At 60.1% G+C, this 2,101-nt stretch carries 5 protein-coding genes; 2 read left to right on the top strand and 3 right to left on the bottom strand.

Features of this window, described 5'->3' with window-relative positions:
* Positions 1–307: 307 nt before the first annotated feature.
* Positions 308–493 (top strand): hypothetical protein, encoded by a 186-nt coding sequence (locus AC13EK_RS03485; protein WP_261935979.1) that lies wholly within the window; start codon positions 308–310, stop codon positions 491–493.
* Here AC13EK_RS03485 and AC13EK_RS03480 read toward each other — a convergent pair whose 3' ends face one another.
* The gene (locus AC13EK_RS03480; protein ID WP_294443974.1) at positions 494–1,084 is read right to left on the bottom strand and encodes a recombinase family protein; all 591 of its coding nucleotides are present in this window, start codon (positions 1,082–1,084) and stop codon (positions 494–496) included.
* Between the two features lie 69 nt (positions 1,085–1,153).
* Between AC13EK_RS03480 and AC13EK_RS03475 the strand changes: the two genes are divergently transcribed.
* A complete protein-coding gene (locus AC13EK_RS03475; protein WP_483022033.1) occupies positions 1,154–1,393 on the top strand; it encodes a hypothetical protein in 240 nt (79 codons plus the stop codon).
* Positions 1,394–1,396: 3 nt separating this feature from the next.
* On the opposite strand, the gene AC13EK_RS03470 is transcribed toward AC13EK_RS03475, so the two are convergent.
* A complete protein-coding gene (locus tag AC13EK_RS03470) occupies positions 1,397–1,894 on the bottom strand; it encodes a hypothetical protein (protein ID WP_483022032.1) in 498 nt (165 codons plus the stop codon).
* A partial coding sequence (locus AC13EK_RS03465; protein ID WP_483022031.1) for a hypothetical protein occupies positions 1,884–2,101 on the bottom strand: 218 nt, incomplete at its 5' end. The genes AC13EK_RS03465 and AC13EK_RS03470, both read right to left, overlap by 11 nt.

The following is a 2,101-nucleotide window of genomic DNA, read 5'->3' as shown; positions in this document are numbered from 1 at the left end:
AGTTTTCCGAGGGTTTGGGGACGATTGGTGCCCCGGACTGTGTAGCAGTTCTGTGTAGCAGACGCTCTCTGGGGACCGTCTTGCCGACGATCCCCCAGCATTATCAATGCTTTGAGAACAAATGGTGCCCAGAAGAGGACTATGCCGAGGTGGGTGATCGAGGTCGCCGGGTAGTGTCGAGTTTTGTCCTGCCTTTTCAATGGTGGGAGGGCTTGAAGGTTCGATGCCCAGAAGAACACCCGAACCGCTGCGGTCTTCATCGGCGTTGAGTGATGGGGCGCGCTCTGTGGTATGGGCGGTCTTGGTCATGGACGAGGGCTCGGTGATAGATCGGCATAACGAGGAGTGTTTGGACGGCGATGATGAGCCGTGCCCGATCTGCCGGGGTGAAGAACTCGACCCGGACTTCCTCGCGCGTATCGAGCAGGCAGGCGCGCAGCCGGGAATGGCGATGACCTTCGACGAGGCGATGGACTGGTTTCGCGCTTGCTGATCAGGCGGCGAGCGCCATCTGCTGCTTAACCCGATGGACGGTCGCGACACCGACCTTGAGCTTCTTGGCCGTGGCGTTGATGGAGACGCCCTTGGTGAGGGAGCGCTTGATACGCTCGACTTTCTCGGCGTCGAGGGGCGGTCGGCCTGACCGTTTCGTGGATCGCGCTAACCCGGCCTTGATCCGTGAAATGATCATCTCGCGCTCGAAGTCGGCGAACACCGACAGCATGCCGAACATGGCGCGTCCGCTGGGCGTGCTGGTGTCGAGCGCCTGCTGGTGGAGATACAGGTCCACCCCCTTGGCGTTGATCTCGGTGAGGAAGGTGACGAGGTTCTGGAGGGAGCGTCCGAGCCGGTCCACGGCCCAGCTTGCCACCATGTCGATCTCGCGCCGCGCCACGGCCTTCATCAGCGCGTCATAGCCGGGGCGCTTGTCACGTCCCTTCGAGCCACTGATGCCGTGGTCGGTGAACTCGGCGACGACTTCCCAGCCAAGTCGTTCGGCGACGGCCATGAGTTCTCGACGCTGGTTCTCGGTGGTCTGGCTGTCTTGTGAGACGCGGGTGTAGAGGGCGATGCGCTTGGTCATTCCAGAAGGACTCGCTCCAGTTCTGGAAAGCGTCAAGCAGTTCATTTAGTTCGATTATTTTGCACTTCCGTGAGAGCCTCGACCGTCATCACCATGGAGGCGAGTATGGCGCGAACGACGATCCGGGATCAGCGTGGTTTCATCATCGGGCATATCGAGGACATGACGCAGGGGCGGCAGCGGGCCTTCAACTTCGCGGGCCGCATCCTTGGCACCTACGACCCCACCACCGGCAAGACGGTCGATGACGCCTTCCGCATCGTTGGCACCGGCAACCAACTCATGGGCCTCATCGAACGGGCGAAGTGATGGTCAGGCCGCGTCGGCCTGCTCGAAGTGATCCCATGAGAGCATGAGGCGGTCGCCCTTGATCTTGGGCAGCGCCTTCCGGTCGATGAGCTTCCCCCTGACCTCGAAGTCGGCGCTGACCTTCACGATCAGCACCTTGCTGAAGTTGCGCTTGAGGTTGAGGGCAACGACATCATTGCTCTTGAACGGCGTGATGGTCTTCACCTCGACGAAGTGGTTGCCGATCTTCCCGTCCGACCCTTGGGCGTAGTTGCGGTGGAGCTTCAGCCCATGCGTGATGACGCCGTATAGCTCGCCGATATCGCCATAGACCTGTAGGTGGCGTCCGGTCAGTTCGTAATAATCCTGCGCCGTGGAAAGCAGGCTCTGGAAGATCGGCACCAGATCGGCGTCGAGGTCTGGGAAGCGGGCTTCGAACTCTAACCGTTCGAGGTGGGAGTTGATCTCGGTCCAAGTGATCCATTCGCCATCATCGTAGATGGCATTGTCGTCATTCCACATGCTGGCCGGGGCTCCCGCTATTGCTCCCCAGATTACCGCCTCGGCGGTTAACGTCTCTTTCCTGCTTCAACTGATTTACGAAATGGAAAAAACGGCCCCCCCGGATCGACGGAAATCCGACTGTTTTGACGGTCAGATTCGGCGATGCTTTTGGAATGCCCCGGCTGACACCGCGTAGCCGGGTATCAGGGGCGATTTTCACGAAAG

The sequence above is a fragment of the Sphingobium sp. L-44 genome (genome assembly GCF_056859495.1).
This window is presented reverse-complemented; position numbering and strand designations above follow the sequence as displayed.

Bases quoted from the DNA above. Each gene is read 5' to 3' on its own strand.
- AC13EK_RS03485 (WP_261935979.1), top strand. From the start codon at position 308: ATGGACGAGGGCTCGGTGATAGATCGGCATAACGAGGAGTGTTTGGAC.
- AC13EK_RS03480 (WP_294443974.1), bottom strand. From the start codon at position 1,084: ATGACCAAGCGCATCGCCCTCTACACCCGCGTCTCACAAGACAGCCAG.
- AC13EK_RS03470 (WP_483022032.1), bottom strand. From the start codon at position 1,894: ATGTGGAATGACGACAATGCCATCTACGATGATGGCGAATGGATCACT.